The organism is Bradyrhizobium sp. R2.2-H, from assembly GCF_004346455.1.
GTDB classification, from domain to species: domain Bacteria; phylum Pseudomonadota; class Alphaproteobacteria; order Rhizobiales; family Xanthobacteraceae; genus Bradyrhizobium; species Bradyrhizobium diversitatis.
In genome coordinates, this window is record NZ_SMBR01000003.1 from 312,395 (window position 1) to 329,512 (window position 17,118).

The window sequence follows — 17,118 nt, forward strand, 5'->3', positions numbered from 1 at the left end:
GCTTTTCTTCGGCTCCGGCATACCGGAGATAGGCGGAGCGCCGCGAGGCGAGATCAGAAATCTAGTCTTCAGCTAGAGGCGACGGCACATTTACAGCCTTGCCCGGGTCCGCGACTGCTTTTCCTTTCGTGTGAATGTTCGATTGATGGCCTGATCGTGGCAGCCCTTCGCTGCGTCGTCTGAGCCGCACGTCACTTTAGCGGCTAGGTTGAACATTTCGGCAATTGATTGGTGTCGGCCAGCTGTTTGGCTCGCCATTCAATGCCCCAGGTGCTTGACGCTCGTTCCAGATCCGCCAGTGTGACTTCAGGATGGTGTCTGCAGATATCCTTGACCGCGTCACGGTACTTCGCCTCGACAGTGCTCGTAACCGCCAAGGTTTCCTTGATCAAATAGCCGGTCTTCCTCAGGCAGGGAATGATCGCCAGCGAGCTGACGACAGCCAACAGGATGGCAGGGGCAACATTCAGGGCGAACGGAGAATAGGTGCGGGTGCCCTGATAGCGCGTTGGCGTCCAGTGTTGCCCGAAAATCAAGGCTCTCCCAATGGCGTTTATCGTTTCTCCCGCAATCAAGCCAGCGATCGCACAGATCGCCATGAAGCTGTACTGGCCGGTGAAATGGTGGATATGGGTGTGTTGAAACATGACATAGTACCACGAAAATCCGCCAGCGAGCAAAATGAGCGCTGAGATGGCGGAGCTTCGCTTGTGAAACCACAGCACAACGAGCACGCAGACCGTGGCCAATGCAAACAGCTGAAAATCGAAACTGTAGGCCCACTCCAGGCGATATTTGACCAGCGACGGATAGTTCGACCAATCAGCAGCGAACATGAATCTCTGGTCGGGGAGCCAGGCACCGCCGGGGACACGCGCATCGACCGTTCGGGCAGCAAAGATCTCAAGCAGTCGTAACCCTCCGCTACTCATCCCTCCCGTAAGCGACATCACCATGATGATCGTAAGGCAAGCAGCCGCCAGGGGAGGCGCCGAGATCATGACGATGTCGCGGAGTCGGGGTCTACCTCGGTACTGCCACCAGAGCCCGACCATAATGATCCAGGATGACATGTAGTAGAACCAGTAGTTCATGCATGTGAGGAACATCGCCACCAATGCGCAGACGAGATACGCGGGCGCGTTCCTTTTTAGATAGAGGATGAACAGCAGCAGTGTTGCGTTGAAGGAGACGAATTCAAACGGCATCGTATGCGTGGCGCCGGGAAAGAACAGGAAAAACTGGGATAATGCTAGAAATGACGTTGCGAATGCTGCGACAAGCAGGTCGCTGAAAAGAAGATAGACCCAGAAGAAGAAGCAAAGCGCGCCGATATTGAATAAAACGATCGAGAGGATCTCCAGCGGGAGGGGGGTCATTGCCCCGGCGCGCACAAACAATTCTGCAACCAGCAAGAAGAGGCCGGGATTTCGAATATCGTAGATCGGCAAATATGCATCGATGGCGCCAGGGCGGACTCTGGCCATGGCGCGCTGGTGTATGTTGACGACATGGCTTTCGTAATCGGCCTTGTCGGCGATCCACCCGATTGCGGTCACCTCGGGCTTCAAGCGTAGCCAACCGACATAGTTGGCTACCGACAGAGAAATCAACACAAGGGCCGCTGCAAACAGAATACGGGCGGTCCCGATTGCGTCCGATTGCATTCCGTTGACCCGCTTCGAGAATGATAATTCGCGATGGTCTTCAGTATTCGCGGAATGGATGTCTATTTCGATCCGCAGACGGTCCACGAATATCCGTGCCGATGGTGCAACCTTACATTGCTGAAACCTGCTTCGGAAAGCAAGGCGTGGGCCTCGTCGCGGGAGTAATATTTGGCCCATCGGGGGTTGATCTGATCGAGAATAACGAGGCGACGCTCGGCAGGCGGAAAGCGCATGAAAACGTTCGCGAGATAATTCGATAGAGGCAATGCCGGGATGAGCCGAGTGAGAGCCGCGTACGCCAGAACCATCGGGTAGAGCATCCACGACAGACCTTCGTTCACGACCACCGGCAAGTTTCGCGTGATCAGGCGCACGGGGACGAAGATGCTCTGGTAGGCGCGGCTACCTTCGCGACCGTAGAGCCAAACGAGCACATGGCCGCCCGGCCGTAATGCCTCATAGGCCGCCCGCACGACTGGCCCCGGTTCCGGAATGTGATGAAGTACGCCGATCGACAGCACGATGTCGAAATCTTCCCTTGGAATGTCTTCCCCCGTGACATTGAGACAGCGTACCCGCTCGCCAGCGTGAGCGGTGTTGCGAACCAGCACGTCGTAGGCCCGGCTCGGTTCGATGGCCGCCACCGACGCTGCGCCGGCCGCGAGCAGCATGAGGACAATCCGTCCGGTACCCGACCCGATGTCGGCGCATTTGCGGTCTTTGATATCCTCGAGTTTCAGAAACGGCGCGATGATATCGGCTAACAATGCAACGCTGCCGTAATAGTCCGGGTTCTCCGTATGGCGCGTCCACTGCTCTCCGAAGTCGCGGATGGTCTGATCGCGATCGTTGTTTCTTGACGCCGGATTGTGCTGCATTCTACCGATACGTCCCTTTTGTCGTCAGGTCCCGACGTCGAGCATCTTCAGATCAGACGAGGTGACCGGCGTGGACACCGCACTGCGCGACAACGTTCTGGAGATCCCGAAATGCAGGATCGGCCAGATCGCATAGGAATGGTCGCGTCGAGACTCAGCGTGTTCCCGCCAAAGTCGCCGGGCCTCGTCCGGTACGATGAAGGGGGCGAGGGCGTCGGCTTCGCGTTCAAAAATCCGCTCGGCGGTCGACCGCAGCTCGTGGCGCAGCAGGCCGGCCAGCGGCGCATTGAAGCCACGCTTGGCTCCCTCGGTGACAGCGCTGGGTGCTTTTAGCCGGCGAGCGAGTCGCCGCAACAGGGCCTTCTTTTCGCCCTGCCGTGAAAGCAGCAGATCGGCGTGGCAGCGCCCTGCGAAATCCATGATCCGCCGGTCGAGAAACGGGACCCTCAGTTCGAGTGAGTGGGCCATGCTCATGGCGTCAGATTTCAGCAGAAGTCCAGCCGGCAGGTGCCAGCGCTGATCGGCAACCAGACAACGATCGATGAGATCACCTTCCGCGTTCGCAATCTCGGCCTTGTAGCCGCGGAACGGGTCCTCATCGAGGAGAGGGCGCAGCGCGCTGCCATAAAGTCTGGAAAGCATGAACTGCGGGACGTAGCGGCGCCAGCAGGCATGCGCCTCATTCGGACCAGCGGCCATGCCGAAGGCAAAGCGGAATGCAATGGCAGATAGCGGGAGCCGCTTTCGTCCTGCCGCTCCGAACGCATAGAACAACTGGCCGATCTGGCTCCAGGCGCCTGACGGCAAAAGCGGGCCGAGACGGGCCGCCCATTTCGATGCGGCGTATGTTGGATAGCCGGCAAAAAACTCATCGCCGCCGTCACCCGTGAGCGCCACCGTCACGTTCTTTCTCACCTCCTGCGAAAGCAGGAGCAGTGCCAACGAAGCCTCGTCGCAGGACTGACCATCATAGTGGTGGACAACCTGCGCCAAGAGGTCGCCGAGATCGGTGCGCATCTCGATTTGGACGGAGCGAAGCTCGGCTCCGATCGCATCGGCCACCGTTCGAGCGAGAGGCGTCTCGTCGAATTCCTGGTTGGCGAAGCTCGCTGTGAACATCGGCAACTTGCCATCGGGCCGGTCGGCGCCCAAAGCAACAAGCGTGCTGTCGATGCCGCCGCTGAGCAGCACGCCGACCGGGACGTCGCTCACCAGCTGGTCGGAAACAACCTTGCCCCACAACTGTTCGAACTCGACTGTCGCGTCGTCGATGCTGGTGATTTCGGCAGTTCTGGTCGGTCGCCAAAATTGCCGTTCGGTCCGCTTGCCCTCGCAGTAGGTGACGACGGTCCCCGGCGCGATCTGGTGCACGCCCTCGAACGTGGTTTCCCGTGGGCCGACGTAACCCATCGCGAAGAAAGCATGAAGTCCTGCCGCCGAGACATGGCGGGGCTGAGCTGGATCTGCGAAAATGCCTTTGATTTCGCTCGCGAAGCGAACGGCGTCGCGGTCTTCGGCGTAGTAGAGCGGCTTGATGCCGATGCCGTCCCGGGCCAGGATCAGACGCCGTTCATCCCGATCCCAGAGTGCGATGGCGAACATACCCTCCAAGCGATCGAATATCCGATCGCCCCATGCGAGATAGCCCAGCGGAATGATCTCGGTGTCGCAACTGGTTCGGAAAGTGAATCCGAAATCACGGGCCAGTTCAGCCCGGATTTCCCGGTCGTTGTAAATCTCGCCATTGTAGCTGACGATCACTCGACCGGAGGGATCGGCGAAAGGCTGCCGCCCATCGACGCTGAGATCGCGGATGGCCAGCCGCGCATGGCCGAGTGCCACTCCCGGAGCGATCAAGATGCCGCTGTCGTCCGGGCCGCGATGGTGCAACGCGGCGACCATAGCGCGCACGGATCTCTCGCAGGCGAGCCTGCGATCGCTGGAATAGATGCCCGCAATTCCGCACATGATTGCCTCAGGCGCGCGTCATGCGATTGTCGCGAAGCGTCGGCGCTTCGTGGCGTCTGCCGGGCTCGTAATTCTCCCGCTCGATTCGCGATGACTTGACCATGATCTGACGGAGCAACACCGCCAGCAATCCGAGCGAAAAGATGATGACGGACGAAATGATGCCGCCGACGCCGACAAAGAAGAACACGTTGAGCTTCGCGATCAGCGCGAGAGCAAAGCTGGCAAAGGAGGATACCAGCACGATGCACGCCATCAGCGCGAACATTCTGAGCGGATTATAGTAGATCGCGGCTTCCACGATGTACTGAAGTGTCTTCATCGAGTCGCGCAACAGTCTGACCTTGGATTTCCCCACCCGCTTGTGATACTCGATCGGGATGTACGCGACGAACTTCCCGGTCATCATGTACGCCAGCGTCATCGACGTGGTGAAACTGAAGGTCTCGCAGAGATGGTCGAAGTACTCCAGCGCGCTCGAGCGCTGGAACACGCGAAGACCAGAGTTTATGTCTGGGATGGAGCGTCCGGCAGTGAACTCAACGAGGAAGCGTAGCACACGCCGCAACGGCATTTTGATCAGCGATTCGCGGTAGTGCTTGCCGCAGCGCGCGCCCACGACCATGTCGTAGCCTTGGTTGTAGCGGGCAAGCAGATCCGGAATGGCCTCGATCGGATAGGTTCCATCGGCATCGTTGATGACGATCGTGTCGTAGCGGGCGGCCCGAATTCCATCTTTCAGCGATCGGCCATAGCCGACATTGTGCGGATGACGCAGCACCCGCGCTCCGGCAGCCTCGGCCCGCGCCGCCGTCTCGTCGCACGAGCCGTCATCGACCACCACGATTTCGTAAACGCCGACTGCGCCATTGGACAGCACCTGTCTCAGGCGGGCGATGGTCCTGCCGATCTCCTCCTGCTCGTTGAGGGCAGGTATGACGATCGAGATCATCGCCTGCGGCCCACCGCAATCACCGACTGGCCAAAGACCTTCCTCGTTGCGGGGTCGGCGAGCCGTGAGAGCGGAACCAGCCATTTGTCGAAGAGGAGTATCTGCGAATTGACTGCCTTATCGTTGAGCGAGCCATGGCGAAGCGCGCGATTGGCGAGCCAGCCAAGTCCGCCTATCGAATTGAAGTAGTCGCAGCGAACGATCTCGAGCCCGGCATCTGCGAGCCGCGATCGCATTTGGGCCCGGGTATAGCGGCGGTGATGGCCCGCCATGCGGTCGAGATCGTTGAAAAGAAGTTCCAGGGCCGGAACGATCACGAGGAGATGGCCGCCAGGTTGAAGCGCCCGGGCAAGGTTCGTCACCGCCTTGCGATCGTCCTCGATGTGCTCGATCACGTTCAGGCACACGATCGTTCTCACCTTGCGTTCATTGGCAAGCGCCACAAATTCCGGACGCGTGATGTCTGAAACGCGCAGATCGAGACCGGGAAACTGCTGGCGTCCTTCCTCCACCGAAGCAGGGTCGATATCGATACCGATATAGTCGCCGTAGCCGCGCAGCACACTGGCATAGCTACCGTGTCCAACACCGATTTCGAGCACCGGCGCGGCAAGGTAATCTGAGAACGAGGCCAGGATCCACGCGATATAGTTCTTCGCGTCAGCCATCGCGGAGGAATATGTCTCCGCACCCTTGGGAGCGGGTACGGACGCTAGCTGGGCATCATCCATTCCTCGCGTCCTGACGTTATTCTGGCGCTTGCGCAACCTATACTACATAGGGCCGGGGCCGTCGAGCCACCATCGAGACGTCGTCGTCACCTCCTGCGGCCGCCTTTGCCCGCACTGCAAGAAAATCAACATCTCCATCGTACCGGCAGGCCAAAGCTCGGCATCAGGGAAGTCGACGAGGGCATTTGGCTCGTCAGCTTCATGCACTGCGATCTTGGATATTTCGACCTGGAGCAGAAAACCCTGCAACCCCTCGACAACCCCTCGGCACGAGGTTGTCACCCATGTCTTAGGTACGCTCCGTCACCCATGTGTCCGTGCCGGACAAGATTTCAGGCCGGACTGACTAAAGACTGGCGATCCCGGCAGGACTCGAACCTGCAACCCGCGGAGTAGAAATCCGCTATCAAGTACTGATTTATCTATATAATTTGTCATCATGTTGCGCTTTTGTTGCGTCTCCCCTATACTCCCGCCAGGTCTGGGCGAGGGGCGCAACATGTCGATTAGGAAGCGGACGTGGAAAACCGAGGCCGGCGAAGAACGCTCAGCCTACGTCGTTCAATATTCGACCGCGGAGCGCGACGAGCGGGGCAAACGCCGCCGGCACATCAAGACGTTCGATCGCAAAAAGGATGCCGAGGACTTCCAGGCACAAGTTCGGATCGACGTGAAGAAGGGTGTTCACACCCCCACGAGCCGCAGCATCACCGTCGAAGAGGCCGGCGACCTTTGGATTGACGGATGCGGCGATCTCGAACGCTCGACGGTTGATCAATATCGGCAGCATCTCAAGTTTCACATCAATCCCTATTTGGGCGCCTTGAAGCTTCCGGCGTTGACTGTCGCAGTCGTGAGGGAATGGCAAGATCGGCTCCGCAATGGTGTGCCTGCGCCGGGCCAGAAGGAGACCGAGGCGCGCTCGGCTTCGATGGTCAAGAAGGTCACGACTTCGCTATCAAGCCTGCTCAGCGACGCGCTGGAGCGCGGGAAGGTAGGGCACAACGTCGTCCGCTCAATGACGGCGAACCGCCGCCGGAAGCGAAAGGTCGAGCGTCGACAAAAGCGCAAGCTGGTAATTGGTCGAGATATCCCTGAACCGCGCGAAATTGACGCCTTGTTGCAGCAGACCGACAACGAGCGGTGGCGTGCTTTCTTCCTGATGGCGGTCCGTTGCGGCCTGCGCGCGAGCGAATTGCGCGGGCTCCGGTGGCAAGACGTCGATTTCAGAAAGAAAGAACTCCACGTTCGCCAGCGTGCTGACCGATACAACGCTATTGGAAACCCTAAATCTGCCGACAGTCAGAGGACGGTCCCGATCCCGCCCAAGACGCTCGCCGCGCTTAAGGCGTGGAAACTGCAGTGCCCAAAGTCGGACGGGCAACAGCATCTCGTTTTCCCCAATGGATCGGGAAAGGTCGAGACGCACTCGAACATCATCGAGCGCGGCCTCATTCCCGCTTGGGAAAAGGCGGCCATTACGGTGCCGGTGATGGACGGAAGCGGAAAGCCACAACGTGATGACGAGGGAAGGCCGGTCGTCAAGGCGAAGTACACGGGCGCGCACAGCCTGCGGCATTACTTCGCGAGTTGGTGCCTCGCGCGGCCGCCGATAGGGCTCGGCTTGAACCTGAAAGAGCTGTCCGAGCGGATCGGTCACGCGTCCATCCAAATCACGATCGACACCTACGCGCATCTGATCCCGCGCGCCGACCACGCCGAGGAATTGGCCGCGGCCGAAGGGGAGTTTGGTTAGTAAGAAACTCTTAACCGGGAGTGTGTCAGAGTACACGGGACATCTAGACAAGTAGTCTCCGTGGCTGCGCCGGGATGGTGCTTTGGGGCGGGATGCCCTGGCCGGAACAAACGAAAGTCGAACGGCAAGCGGGATGCGCGCCGAGAGCAGCACAGTCAATGTGCTCGCCTCAGGCGCGTTTTTTATTGCCCGAGCGAGCACCGATCAGTCGGAGACTCGCGCGGTGCCAAGCATCAGCAACATCGAACAACCTTGCGACCAACTCGTGTGGGGCGCAAAGGCCATCGGCAAAGTGATCGGTCGCAGCGAGAAGGGCGCCTTCCACGCTCTCGAAAGTGGTCGCGTGCCTGGCGCGAAGAAGATCGCCGGCCGCTGGGGAATGCACGTTCCGACCTTCCTCGCCAGTTTCACCGAGTCGCCGCGCACAAGCGTGGCCGCCTGATCACGCCGCCGCCCGCGCGCGGAGGCTGACGGCGCGGGGTCGGTGCGTTCCTCTCGCCGGCTCCGCGCCACCCACTCAACATCCAAGGAGATCACAATGCCCAAGGTAGTCGTTCCCAACACCCCGCTCATGGAATCCGATGGCTCATTCGGTCATCACGTCGCCGAGCGCGGCCAGCATCGCGCGGAGTCCGACGGATCGTTCGGTCATCACACCTCGTCGTTTCCCATTCCCATGTCGAGCACGGTCAACGGCGTGACCACCATCGTTCCGGCTGACCCGCGCAAGTAATCCGGCGCCGATCACCTTCAAAGAGGAAACCTCAAGTGTCCAAATTTTTCGCTGACGTCATCAATACACTCGACATGAACCGCCAGGCGCAGAAGCAGGTCGGCGAGATCATGCGCATTCAACTCGGGATCAAGAACGGCGCGAAGGAAAAGGCGGCCGGCGCCGAGAAGTCGGCCCGATGGGAACACCTGAATGATGTCGGCAGGCGGGCTGCGAAGCGGGATGAGATCGCGAATTACGTCAAGAGCAACGCCCAAGCCCGGATGGCGCTGCGCAAGCTACGCGCGAACATCAAATCGTCACTTCCCAAGCTGCCGGGGCGTGAGAAGGATGATCTCGCCGGCGTGCTACAAGATCAGGAATTCCGCGCCTACGTCCGCGGGCTTCCGCAAGAGCAGCGCGACCGCGCGCAGCGTCTTCACCCGGACATCGCCGCGGCGGTGGCCCGGGCGCCGGCGGAATTGAGCGGCGTTCCTGAGGCCATTCACACCGAACTCGTCAACGACATGCTGCGGAAAACGCACGGCGCAGAGCTGGCCAAGTTCGCTGCCGATGTCGCGGCGATGGAAATGGCCGACGAACTCATTCGCGCCGCCGACAAGGAGATCCGCGCCGCCGCGGAAGTCCAGCACGGGACCGATTTCCGGTTCTGGGCGAAGCCGCTCGTCGACCCGCTGCTGAGCGAGGCGGGCGTCGACTTCGACGAGCTATACCGGCGCACAGAACCGGAGGCGCTGAACGTGCTCGGCTCGCTCGCTTCCGCCGCGGAGTGATCGCATGTCCTCCGTCTCGCAAGGAAATTCCGTCACGATCATCGTTCCGGCCGATCGGACCCTAGAAGTCTCAACGGCCGGTGAAGCGTCGGTCACCGTCGAAGGGGGCCGCACCTGGTGGCTTCGAGCTGGCGAGAAGCGGCGTTTGGTGCTGCCCGATCCTGCCAAGCGCGTGACCATCGTCGCTATCTCCGGCACCGCCAACTACACCGTGTTTTACACCGACGTCGTGCCGTTCACCGGCAATCGCACGCTGAGCCTCGACGACAACGGCAAGGTGCTGCGCTGCGACGACACGTCGGACGTCACGATCACTGTGCCAGCCGATCTGCCGGAATGCTTCACATGCGGGTTCCTGATGTGGAGTACCGGCACCGTTACGGTCGCGGCCGGATCCGGCGCGACGAAGCGTTCCAGCACTTCCGCGATCGGCACGCAGTATTCGAGCGGTGCGCTGCTCGTTGGTAAGAATGTCGATGGGGCGTCCGCCGAATTCGTTCTCAGCGGCGAGTTCACCTGATGACTGATCAACTCAAACAGATCGTCATCGATTTCGAAGCCGAGGTGCTGCGTGCCGTGGCGAACGGTGGCAAGCAGCCGTACATCGAACGCGCCATGACGCGCGCCGATGACAAGCTGCGAGCCATGCAAGCCGGCGCCGATGCGGATTTGCTCGAAGCCATCTTCTCGGCCGCAATCGAGATTGAAACGAAATCGAAAATGGCAATGAAGGCGATTGCAGCATGAACACGCTCGCGACACTTGGCCTCAAAATCGATTCTTCACAGATCACAACTGCGAACGCCGCGCTCGACAAGTTTCAGGCGTCGGCGAACACGGCGGCGGCCGGCGCGGACAAGCTGCAGGCCGCGACCAAGACGAGCGGCGCCAATCTGACCGTGATCAGCAAGTCCGCGCAGCAAGCCGACAAGGCGTTGCAGGGCGTGGCCAAGTCCACGGGCCTGACCCGCTCCGAAATGATCAACCTGTCCCGCCAGTTACAGGACGTTGGTGTGTCGCTGGCCTCCGGTCAATCGCCGTTCATGGTCCTGGCGCAGCAGGGTACGCAGATCGCGGACATTTTCGGATCCAGCAAGACCGGGACCGTCGGCGGCGCGCTGCGGCAAATCGGTTCTGGCATCGCGAGCGTCTTAACCCCAACACGTTTGCTCGCTGGCGGCGTGGCGGGCATTGCGGCCGGTTTCGTGATCGCCGCGAACAGCATTATCAAAAGCTCGGTAGCGCTCGGAGATCTGTCGCGGGCAACCGACCTCACCTTGCCGAAACTCCACGGCTTGCAGCAAGCAACGTCGGCGAAAGGCATCGACAACGAGAGTTTTTCCAAGGGTATCACCGAGTTCGCCGACAGCGTTTACCAGGCACAGCGCAATTTCGGCTCGCTTAACTCGCTGATGAACGCCAATGGCAAGAGTGCCAAGGATCTGTCCGGCTATCTCGGAAACGTCGCTGATCTGGTCGCGCGCGCCACCAGTGACGTGCAGAAGCAGAAGATATTGCGCGAGGCGGGCTTGCCGAGCGACGCCGCATGGGTCCGGTTTATGGAACAGGGCTCGAAGGGCATCGAGGCTGCGGTCGCCGGTACGGTCAAATTCAACGAATCGGCCGAACTCAACCTGATCCGCAAGGCTCACGAATTCGACGACGCTTGGAATAAAGCGACCACCAACATGGTCAATTATTTCAAGTCCGGCGTTGTGGACATCACCGCAGCGCTCGCCAGCATCAAGGTCCCGGACTGGATGAAGACGTGGGCCGACAAGGCCCTGTCGCTGAACCCATTGACCGGCGGCGTGTATCAACTCGGCAAATCCGCAGTTGGCGCGATGTCGAGCGATCCGACGTTTGCCGACCGGTTCGGCTCATTCGAAAAGCCGTTGAACGCTGGCCAGATGCAGCGCGGGCTCAATCAGCGCGCGGGCGTCGCCGAACCCAAGACCGGGGCAGAGTGGCTAATCGACATTGCTCGCGCACAGCAGAGTATCAGCTTGCTCGGCAACCTGGCGACTGTCGAGGATCAGGTCAGAGCGAAATCGCTCGAACTCGACGCGGCGTTCATTCAGACCGGAGTCGGGGTCGGAAAGATGCGCGACGCCGTGTTGAACGCCGTCCGCGCGCAGGCGGAAATGGCGCGTGTGCAGGATCAGGCCAGCATTGGCATTTTCAATTTCAAGGACGCAAGCAAGGCTGCCGCCGATACGCTACAATCGTGGGTCGACAGAGGCATCGTCGATCCGAAGGATCTGGAAGCGTTTGCGGCCGCCTCCAACTACGCCGCGAAATCTGTCGAAGCACTCTCCGACCAAGCGAAGGTGGCCGGGTCATTGCTGCCGCAATTTCAAGCAGCCATCAACGACGTGGGCAATGCGCGCAAGCAACTCGATTCGGTGATGGTCGACGCCATGTCGACGAATAGAAGCTTTTTCGTCGGCTTTGGGCAGCAAATTCGCAGCGGTGCCTCGGCATGGGATGCGTTCAAGTCTGCCGGCCTCGACGCGCTCGGGAGGATTTCCGACCGACTGATGCAGATGGCGGCCGATTCTTTGTTCGCAAACGCCTTCGGCGGGTCTTCCTCAGGCGGCCTACTCGGGCTGCTCGGCATCGGTGGTAGCGGCAGCGTCCCGGTCATGTCATCGGGTCTCGGCGCTGGAACGGGCGGCTTGTCGTTCCCCATGTTCGCCAATGGCGGCACCCTGGCGGGCGGCTGGGGCGTGGTTGGTGAGCGCGGCCCCGAGTTGATCAATGTCCACAAGGGCGGCGTTACCGTCGTTCCGAACCACATCTCCAAGCCGTTCCTACCCGGCTTCGCCGACGGCGGCACGATGTCGCCGAACGGAATGGTGTCGCGCCTGGCTGCGGCTGCGGGTGGCGGCGGCAGCGTGAGCGCCCCCGTGTCGATCGCCATTGATGCGCGCGGCGCGGACAAGGATGGACTCGCGAGGGTTGAGGGGCAGTTGCGGAAACTCGAAGTCGAACTGCCGGGCCGCGTAGTTTCTGCGGTCACCGACGCCAAGAAAAAGCGGATGCTCTGAGATGACGCCCAAACAGACGCGGCAGCGCGACCGGCGCCCTGATGAGCAATTGCCCGCCGGCGATGTGATCGACCCGGATTTCGATGAACTCGACGGCGCAGATGCCGAGTGGTGCGCCTGGCGCTGGCCCACACGTGAGAGGAACAGCAATGAAAGTTGAGGATCACAATCGGCCCCACGACCTGCCGGAGAAACCACCTGTTTCCGTCCGTGAGGCCGTCGCGCGACTGAAAGCAATAGTCGCTGAATCGATGGCCGATGAGAACAAGCGGAAGCTCTATTTCGGATATTTTGAGACGTCAGACGGAGATCTTTGATGACCGCACTTGCAAGCTACTCCACCGGCACCGTCACGGTTTCAGCCGGCGGAACGACCGTCACCGGCACTGGAACGATCTGGTCAGGTGTCAATGCGCGCCCTGGTGACGTCCTGCAAATCGGCAATTTCCAGACGATCATTTCCGATGTTGTGGACACCGACGAATTGACTATCCCGCCGTGGGGCGGCGGCGCACAAACCGGCGTCGCATACAAAATTTGGCAGTGGTTCCCCCAGCGTGTCGCCGGCGCGCAGGCGATGGCGGATGTTTCGACGCTGGTCGCGGCGCTGAACAAAGAAGGCTTCTATTGGTTCGTCGATACAACCGAGACCGAGCCAGACCCGTCGCTCGGCAATGACGGCCAATATGCTTTACAGCCGACAACCGGCAAGACGTGGGTGAAGGTCGGTGGCGTCTGGACATTTCTAGGCGTTTATAAGGCGTTCCAACTTCAGGGCGCATGGGACAGCGGGACCGACTATACGGTCGGCGACGTCGTCGCGCTCTCCGGGTCGAGCTATGTCTGCGTGCTCGACCACACCAACCACACCCCGCCGAACACGACCTATTGGCAGTTGCTGGCCGAAAAGGGCGACACCGGCGACACCGGCCCAACCGGGGCCGGCTACGGCGGCACTTCGACGACATCGCTGACCATCGGCACGGGGTCGAAGGTGTTCACGACGCAGGCAGGGCTCGCCTATACCGACGGCGCACGCGTGCGGGCGACGGCAACTGCCGGCGCAACCGGTTGGCTCGAAGGTGTTGCGACCTACAGCGGAACGACGCTGACGATCACCAGTGACAAGGTCAGCGGCAGCGGCACGGGTACAGCCTGGAATTTCAATGTTGTCGGCCAACCCGGTGCAGGTGATTTGTCGAGCGCGAACAATCTGTCGGACCTGGAGAATGCGGAGACTGCGCGCGGAAATCTCGGACTGACCGAGAGCATCGTGACGGCGACCATTGGGCAATTGCCGGGTACGGTCGGCACGACGCAGCCGGCCGCCGGCATGATCGGCGAAAGGATTTTCGCAACCGCAAGCCGTTCTTTGGCATCAGCGACCGCCGCCAATGTTGCAAGCATCACGCCGACTGCCGGAGTCTGGGACTTGGAAATGGAGAACGCCTTTGATGGTCCCGGTGCAACGACATCCAACGATTGGACCACGGCGATTGGCACCGTGAATGCTTCTGTCGTGTCCGGTGTCCTCGGAGGATACCACACTCGGCTACCGAGCGGCGCAGACATGTCAATCGTTCATTCATCACGCAGAATTCGCGTCACGACGACCGGTTCGACGACGTATTACCTCAACGCACAGGCGGTCTACAGCGGGGCGAGTTACTCGTGCAGCGGGACGATCCAGGCCACGCGCGTGAGCTGAGGTGGCGCCCTTTGTTCCTATTGCCTCGTCCGGCTTTACCTTTACCTTTCGTGCTTGGCTCTTTCGGGATCACGTCAGTTTGGGCGGCCGAAGGCCGGGCGAGGTAATCCACTCGCTCAGATGCGCGCCCGTCTCAGCCAAGCGAGCTTTCCGAAGCAACTTCTCGCGCTCGGCGCTGGCTGGCAGATTGTTGGCTTGCTCCCTGAGTTTGGCAGCCTCTTCGGCCAGCCTTTCTTCAAGGGAGTGAACTTGCTTCACCCTGCGGCGCTCCGCCATGGCAATCGTCCCTGACACATTTTGACAATCAAGCCTCCCTGGCCGGTCCAGTTCCTTGGCAAAGCGAAAAAATGGTGGGCCCAAATACAACCGACACAACCGGATAACACACTTTTAAATTGTGTAATGAACAAAGTAAGTACGACGCGACACTCTGCCCACGGTTGATCTAGCGCAATGGTGTGCCGTGCCCGCTCCCGTCAAATTGGTCCATGCCCAAGCCTGTTGCCCCAGAGCCGACCAAGGAGCCTAAGCCGTCCCGGTTGGAGGAAGCGCGTCGGATCATTGAGGAATATGCGAACGACCTCCGCGAGATTATCGAGAAGATCCGTCGCAAGCTGAACTAGGGCCGCACCACGATCGCCAGCCGCGGGTTGCCCCGATCGAAGTCTGGCCGAACGTCGGCGCCTCGACTACCGCACCCCCGACAGACGAATTGGGGCTCGATATCAGACAGCCTTACTTCGTCACCCCAGCGGGCGGCGTCGATAGCGACGTGGCGGCCACAGTGGCAGTAAACCAGCACACCGCGAACGCCCATGCTCCGCATCTCGCCGAAAGTGATCTTGAGCGGGCGACCGTCTGCGTGCGTAGGCGTGTGGCGTTTTGGGCGAGGCATGACGCCATCGAAACGCACGGCTCGCGAGAGTCAAGTTTTCGAGTTGTAGCGGTTCGAAGTGGCTGCGAGCTACCGCCTATAGTGGGCCTGGACAGAGCCCCCGGCTAAACAACTGGACAGTTCTGATCGCCGCCAGCCCATCCGAGTATCAGCGTCTTGTATCGCTCGCTTGCTAAGGTGTTGCCCGAGCGTACCGTCAGCTTCGAGCCCGTCGGCTGCTTGTCGACGCGCACCGATAGGTAGTAGTTGCGCGTTCCCAAATTGATCAACGAAAGCGTCAGTTCACCGTAACCGAGTTCTGAATACAATTCTGAGTCGACCGCAAAGGATGCGTAGGCACCGACATTGCCTGCGAAACAGCGCTTCGCGGTCGTCGAAACCCTGCGGTAGATCTCCTGGTAATTCTCGGAATAGGTCTGGACAATCGGCGCCTCCTTGGCTTCGAGGTCGGCCGGTGTTGAAGAGCAGGCCGCAAGCGAAAGAGCGCAAGCACTCAATGCGGCACAAAGCGCCGCCCGCGAGAGAATATTCATTTGAAAGCCCCCTAATCCGGACATTGAAACGCAACCGCCACAACAACGCAACCAGAAATTTTCTGTGCAAACAGATGCTTGTGTTGATTGTCAACATGAAAGGCGCTGCGACCATGCTAACGAGCGCGCATGACGCTCTGGCCCGATCAAATCGCCTACCCGCCGCGTGGCATGTCGCGTGACGAAGCTGCGCGCTACATCGGCGTGAGCAACACCACATTTGACCGGATGGTTCAGGCTGGCTCGATGCCCCGGCCGATGCGGGTGTTCTCGCGGGTAATCTGGGACCGGCTGAAGCTCGACGCTTCGTTCACGGATCTATCCGAGCAACAATCGAACCCGCTCGATAGAATGTTCACCGCCCCACCTGGTCCCAAGCGCTCCGTCGATGACATTTCGGCGGCCGAGTTGTCTCACGCCGCCCTCGAACAAGCCCGCGAGGCGCTGCGCCGTCGCGAAGAAAAGCGTATCGAAGATGAATGGGAACGGAAGTACGACGCGCGAAAGGCGGCGCGAGCCAAAGCCCGGCCGCCTCGCAGGTCAGACAATAAATGACTTACTCCGGCTTTGGCAGCTTGATGCCGTGCTCTTTGGCGATTGCTTTGAACATCGCGAAGGAGCGGTCGACTGCGCTCTTTGCGTTGACCATCTCTTGGGCCATCGCCGCGAGTGTGCGCTTGGTGAAGTCCAGTTCAGTTTTCGGAGCCATCGGTCTTCCCTTTCCCCAGAGCGGGCGTTGTTGACTTTTTAACAATAGCAGGTGTATAGATTATTTCAATAGGAAAAACTACCGGTAAAAGTACGGGCCTGCGTAACATGGCTACATCTGGCGATCTCGCGAAAGCGCTGTCTAAATTGCTCAACGAGCCGTTTTCGACGGTGGATCTGTACGGCCGGCATCTCAGGGCGGCCGGTCTACTCAACATCAAAGGATATGGTCGCGGCGCTGCCGAGATGACGGCGCGAGATGCCGCGGCCTGGTTGATTGCACTGGCTATCGATCACGAGCGCGGCGGTGATTTCGCCAAAGAAGTGAAACGCGTGCTCGACTTGCCGATGCACGAATATCTCCTAAACCCCAAGAACTACGCCGACGATTTGCAGCACGCGGCCGCCAAAACTGCGGGCCACGGCCTCGCACTGTTCATTGGTGACATGATGGTGCCGCGGATCCGGGACCGCCTCGAACGCGGCGACGATCTCGTGACGGCCAATTTCGATGCCGATGGTGTGTTCGTATCTCTGTCGATTTTCGAACACACACCTGGCGAAGTGGGGCAATTCGCCAGTACGACATACCAGCGCGGAGAACGTAAGCGGCGGGACGTTGAACGCCTGACCGTGGTTCACGGGCGCATCCTGCTTGAAATCGCGAAGTTGCTCGAACTGAAACCACCCGCCTAAACGAAACGGCCCCGGATCAAGGCTGATCGCAGGGCCGCGGACGTCTCGGTAAATTGCTTGGCGGCCT

The 17,118-nt window shown here is 60.1% G+C and carries 20 protein-coding genes, 1 tRNA gene and 1 pseudogene; 13 read left to right on the plus strand and 9 right to left on the minus strand.

Annotation, left to right across the window (positions count from 1 at the left end; all coding sequences use genetic code 11):
* Positions 1-203: 203 nt before the first annotated feature.
* From EDE08_RS09085 to EDE08_RS09105, 5 genes are read right to left on the minus strand one after another with little or no spacing between them, the layout of a single operon-like run.
* Positions 204-1,754 (minus strand): hypothetical protein, encoded by a 1,551-nt coding sequence (locus EDE08_RS09085; protein ID WP_131868578.1) that lies wholly within the window; start codon positions 1,752-1,754, stop codon positions 204-206.
* A complete protein-coding gene (locus tag EDE08_RS09090; RefSeq protein ID WP_131868579.1) occupies positions 1,730-2,548 on the minus strand; it encodes a class I SAM-dependent methyltransferase in 819 nt (272 codons plus the stop codon). The genes EDE08_RS09085 and EDE08_RS09090 overlap by 25 nt, the downstream gene beginning before the upstream one ends.
* 24 nt (positions 2,549-2,572) lie before the next feature.
* Positions 2,573-4,516 carry an asparagine synthase (glutamine-hydrolyzing) gene (asnB, locus tag EDE08_RS09095; RefSeq protein WP_131868580.1) on the minus strand — a complete coding sequence of 648 codons (1,944 nt, stop codon included), beginning with the start codon at positions 4,514-4,516 and terminating at the stop codon, positions 2,573-2,575.
* A 7-nt stretch (positions 4,517-4,523) separates the two neighbouring features.
* Positions 4,524-5,468, minus strand: a complete 945-nt coding sequence (locus tag EDE08_RS09100) for a glycosyltransferase family 2 protein (protein ID WP_131868581.1) — start codon at positions 5,466-5,468, stop codon at positions 4,524-4,526.
* On the minus strand, positions 5,465-6,136 hold the full coding sequence (locus EDE08_RS09105) for a class I SAM-dependent methyltransferase (protein WP_165935828.1): 672 nt from the start codon (positions 6,134-6,136) through the stop codon (positions 5,465-5,467). Before EDE08_RS09105 ends, EDE08_RS09100 begins: the two co-directional genes overlap by 4 nt.
* 130 nt (positions 6,137-6,266) lie before the next feature.
* Between EDE08_RS09105 and EDE08_RS39610 the strand changes: the two are divergent.
* A pseudogene (locus EDE08_RS39610) lies at positions 6,267-6,492 on the plus strand (hypothetical protein); the annotation flags it as partial.
* 61 nt (positions 6,493-6,553) lie between these two features.
* Here EDE08_RS39610 and EDE08_RS38300 read toward each other — a convergent pair.
* A tRNA-Arg gene (locus tag EDE08_RS38300) sits at positions 6,554-6,622 on the minus strand.
* A 76-nt stretch (positions 6,623-6,698) separates the two neighbouring features.
* Between EDE08_RS38300 and EDE08_RS09110 the strand changes: the two genes are divergently transcribed.
* From EDE08_RS09110 to EDE08_RS39025, 10 genes are all read left to right on the plus strand, one after another.
* The gene (locus EDE08_RS09110; RefSeq protein WP_131868583.1) at positions 6,699-7,955 is read left to right on the plus strand and encodes a tyrosine-type recombinase/integrase; all 1,257 of its coding nucleotides are present in this window, start codon (positions 6,699-6,701) and stop codon (positions 7,953-7,955) included.
* Between the two features lie 133 nt (positions 7,956-8,088).
* Entirely contained in the window at positions 8,089-8,397 is a 309-nt protein-coding gene (locus EDE08_RS09115; RefSeq protein ID WP_131868584.1) for a hypothetical protein, read from the plus strand.
* A 96-nt stretch (positions 8,398-8,493) separates the two neighbouring features.
* Positions 8,494-8,688, plus strand: a complete 195-nt coding sequence (locus EDE08_RS09120; RefSeq protein WP_131868585.1) for a hypothetical protein — start codon at positions 8,494-8,496, stop codon at positions 8,686-8,688.
* 35 nt (positions 8,689-8,723) lie between these two features.
* Positions 8,724-9,461: a hypothetical protein gene (locus EDE08_RS09125; RefSeq protein ID WP_132013659.1), complete on the plus strand. Its 738-nt coding sequence runs from the start codon at positions 8,724-8,726 to the stop codon at positions 9,459-9,461.
* A 4-nt stretch (positions 9,462-9,465) separates the two neighbouring features.
* The gene (locus EDE08_RS09130) at positions 9,466-9,981 is read left to right on the plus strand and encodes a hypothetical protein (RefSeq protein ID WP_131868587.1); all 516 of its coding nucleotides are present in this window, start codon (positions 9,466-9,468) and stop codon (positions 9,979-9,981) included.
* On the plus strand, positions 9,981-10,208 hold the full coding sequence (locus EDE08_RS09135) for a hypothetical protein (protein WP_131868588.1): 228 nt from the start codon (positions 9,981-9,983) through the stop codon (positions 10,206-10,208). The genes EDE08_RS09130 and EDE08_RS09135 overlap by 1 nt, the downstream gene beginning before the upstream one ends.
* The gene (locus EDE08_RS09140; protein WP_131868589.1) at positions 10,205-12,511 is read left to right on the plus strand and encodes a phage tail length tape measure family protein; all 2,307 of its coding nucleotides are present in this window, start codon (positions 10,205-10,207) and stop codon (positions 12,509-12,511) included. The genes EDE08_RS09135 and EDE08_RS09140 overlap by 4 nt, the downstream gene beginning before the upstream one ends.
* Before the next feature lies 1 nt (position 12,512).
* Positions 12,513-12,671: a hypothetical protein gene (locus EDE08_RS38305; RefSeq protein WP_165935827.1), complete on the plus strand. Its 159-nt coding sequence runs from the start codon at positions 12,513-12,515 to the stop codon at positions 12,669-12,671.
* Positions 12,661-12,828 carry a hypothetical protein gene (locus EDE08_RS38310; protein ID WP_165935826.1) on the plus strand — a complete coding sequence of 56 codons (168 nt, stop codon included), beginning with the start codon at positions 12,661-12,663 and terminating at the stop codon, positions 12,826-12,828. The genes EDE08_RS38305 and EDE08_RS38310 overlap by 11 nt, the downstream gene beginning before the upstream one ends.
* The gene (locus EDE08_RS39025) at positions 12,828-14,219 is read left to right on the plus strand and encodes a carbohydrate-binding protein (RefSeq protein ID WP_245524744.1); all 1,392 of its coding nucleotides are present in this window, start codon (positions 12,828-12,830) and stop codon (positions 14,217-14,219) included. The genes EDE08_RS38310 and EDE08_RS39025 overlap by 1 nt, the downstream gene beginning before the upstream one ends.
* 69 nt (positions 14,220-14,288) lie before the next feature.
* On the opposite strand, the gene EDE08_RS09150 is transcribed toward EDE08_RS39025, so the two are convergent.
* On the minus strand, positions 14,289-14,495 hold the full coding sequence (locus EDE08_RS09150) for a hypothetical protein (protein WP_131868590.1): 207 nt from the start codon (positions 14,493-14,495) through the stop codon (positions 14,289-14,291).
* A gap of 723 nt (positions 14,496-15,218) precedes the next feature.
* On the minus strand, positions 15,219-15,647 hold the full coding sequence (locus EDE08_RS09160; protein ID WP_131868592.1) for a hypothetical protein: 429 nt from the start codon (positions 15,645-15,647) through the stop codon (positions 15,219-15,221).
* A gap of 129 nt (positions 15,648-15,776) precedes the next feature.
* On the opposite strand from EDE08_RS09160, the gene EDE08_RS39495 reads away from it, so the two are divergent.
* Positions 15,777-16,202, plus strand: a complete 426-nt coding sequence (locus EDE08_RS39495) for a helix-turn-helix transcriptional regulator (protein ID WP_349627631.1) — start codon at positions 15,777-15,779, stop codon at positions 16,200-16,202.
* A 1-nt stretch (position 16,203) separates the two neighbouring features.
* On the opposite strand, the gene EDE08_RS38320 is transcribed toward EDE08_RS39495, so the two are convergent.
* The gene (locus EDE08_RS38320) at positions 16,204-16,356 is read right to left on the minus strand and encodes a hypothetical protein (RefSeq protein ID WP_165935825.1); all 153 of its coding nucleotides are present in this window, start codon (positions 16,354-16,356) and stop codon (positions 16,204-16,206) included.
* 107 nt (positions 16,357-16,463) lie between these two features.
* Between EDE08_RS38320 and EDE08_RS09170 the strand changes: the two genes are divergently transcribed.
* Positions 16,464-17,051: a hypothetical protein gene (locus tag EDE08_RS09170; protein WP_131868593.1), complete on the plus strand. Its 588-nt coding sequence runs from the start codon at positions 16,464-16,466 to the stop codon at positions 17,049-17,051.
* Positions 17,052-17,118 lie beyond the last annotated feature (67 nt).

Excerpts from the sequence above, each read along its gene's own strand:
- EDE08_RS09090 (WP_131868579.1), bottom strand. The coding sequence starts at position 2,548 with ATGCAGCACAATCCGGCGTCAAGAAACAACGATCGCGATCAGACCATC.
- asnB (WP_131868580.1), bottom strand. The coding sequence starts at position 4,516 with ATGTGCGGAATTGCGGGCATCTATTCCAGCGATCGCAGGCTCGCCTGC.
- EDE08_RS09100 (WP_131868581.1), bottom strand. The coding sequence starts at position 5,468 with ATGATCTCGATCGTCATACCTGCCCTCAACGAGCAGGAGGAGATCGGC.
- EDE08_RS09105 (WP_165935828.1), bottom strand. The coding sequence starts at position 6,136 with ATGGCTGACGCGAAGAACTATATCGCGTGGATCCTGGCCTCGTTCTCA.
- EDE08_RS09110 (WP_131868583.1), top strand. The coding sequence starts at position 6,699 with ATGTCGATTAGGAAGCGGACGTGGAAAACCGAGGCCGGCGAAGAACGC.
- EDE08_RS09115 (WP_131868584.1), top strand. The coding sequence starts at position 8,089 with ATGCGCGCCGAGAGCAGCACAGTCAATGTGCTCGCCTCAGGCGCGTTT.
- EDE08_RS09120 (WP_131868585.1), top strand. The coding sequence starts at position 8,494 with ATGCCCAAGGTAGTCGTTCCCAACACCCCGCTCATGGAATCCGATGGC.
- EDE08_RS09130 (WP_131868587.1), top strand. The coding sequence starts at position 9,466 with ATGTCCTCCGTCTCGCAAGGAAATTCCGTCACGATCATCGTTCCGGCC.
- EDE08_RS09135 (WP_131868588.1), top strand. The coding sequence starts at position 9,981 with ATGACTGATCAACTCAAACAGATCGTCATCGATTTCGAAGCCGAGGTG.
- EDE08_RS09140 (WP_131868589.1), top strand. The coding sequence starts at position 10,205 with ATGAACACGCTCGCGACACTTGGCCTCAAAATCGATTCTTCACAGATC.
- EDE08_RS38305 (WP_165935827.1), top strand. The coding sequence starts at position 12,513 with ATGACGCCCAAACAGACGCGGCAGCGCGACCGGCGCCCTGATGAGCAA.
- EDE08_RS38310 (WP_165935826.1), top strand. The coding sequence starts at position 12,661 with ATGAAAGTTGAGGATCACAATCGGCCCCACGACCTGCCGGAGAAACCA.
- EDE08_RS39025 (WP_245524744.1), top strand. The coding sequence starts at position 12,828 with ATGACCGCACTTGCAAGCTACTCCACCGGCACCGTCACGGTTTCAGCC.
- EDE08_RS09150 (WP_131868590.1), bottom strand. The coding sequence starts at position 14,495 with ATGGCGGAGCGCCGCAGGGTGAAGCAAGTTCACTCCCTTGAAGAAAGG.
- EDE08_RS09160 (WP_131868592.1), bottom strand. The coding sequence starts at position 15,647 with ATGAATATTCTCTCGCGGGCGGCGCTTTGTGCCGCATTGAGTGCTTGC.
- EDE08_RS39495 (WP_349627631.1), top strand. The coding sequence starts at position 15,777 with ATGACGCTCTGGCCCGATCAAATCGCCTACCCGCCGCGTGGCATGTCG.
- EDE08_RS38320 (WP_165935825.1), bottom strand. The coding sequence starts at position 16,356 with ATGGCTCCGAAAACTGAACTGGACTTCACCAAGCGCACACTCGCGGCG.
- EDE08_RS09170 (WP_131868593.1), top strand. The coding sequence starts at position 16,464 with ATGGCTACATCTGGCGATCTCGCGAAAGCGCTGTCTAAATTGCTCAAC.